At 47.0% G+C, this 504-nt stretch carries 1 pseudogene; it reads left to right on the top strand.

What is annotated here, in order from left to right:
- A pseudogene (locus tag R7093_RS28480) lies at positions 1-504 on the top strand (hypothetical protein); the annotation flags it as partial.

The raw sequence follows: 504 nt of genomic DNA, 5'->3' as shown, positions 1-504 counted from the left end.
ATGAAGCTGGGTATGGTGGAGTACCGTCGTTATGAAATGACGGATGCAGTAGATCCGCAAGATGGCATTGGCTTAGTTGTGGCGGTTATCGACAACGTGCTAACCGTGACGGTGGATATCGCGGAGTTGGGTGATCTTAACCCGTTGAAAATGGCGCTGGGTCTTGAGTCTCCAACCCAATCATTAGCGGATAGCGGTCGTGCTGAAGCCATCCAAACTCAGTATGGTAAAAACAACAACTCTTTTGGCTACATCGACCATCGTGAAATCATCAAAGGTTTAACCACTGTTGATGGCAACATGTTTGCTCGTCAATTAACTCGTCTTAACGTCGATCCAAACATTACGGAAATGCGCACACCAGTTTGTCATAACGAGTTTACGCAAATTGCAGAAAACTGGCCTCAATCGGTGGCGTTTGCGGAGTACAAGCTAAACGGTGAGCAAGCGTCAATCAAAGGCGGCTTTGTTGTTGAGTCGAAGAATAAAGTGATCGTCGATGCG

The organism is Vibrio sp. 1580 (assembly GCF_033340055.1).
This window is presented reverse-complemented; position numbering and strand designations above follow the sequence as displayed.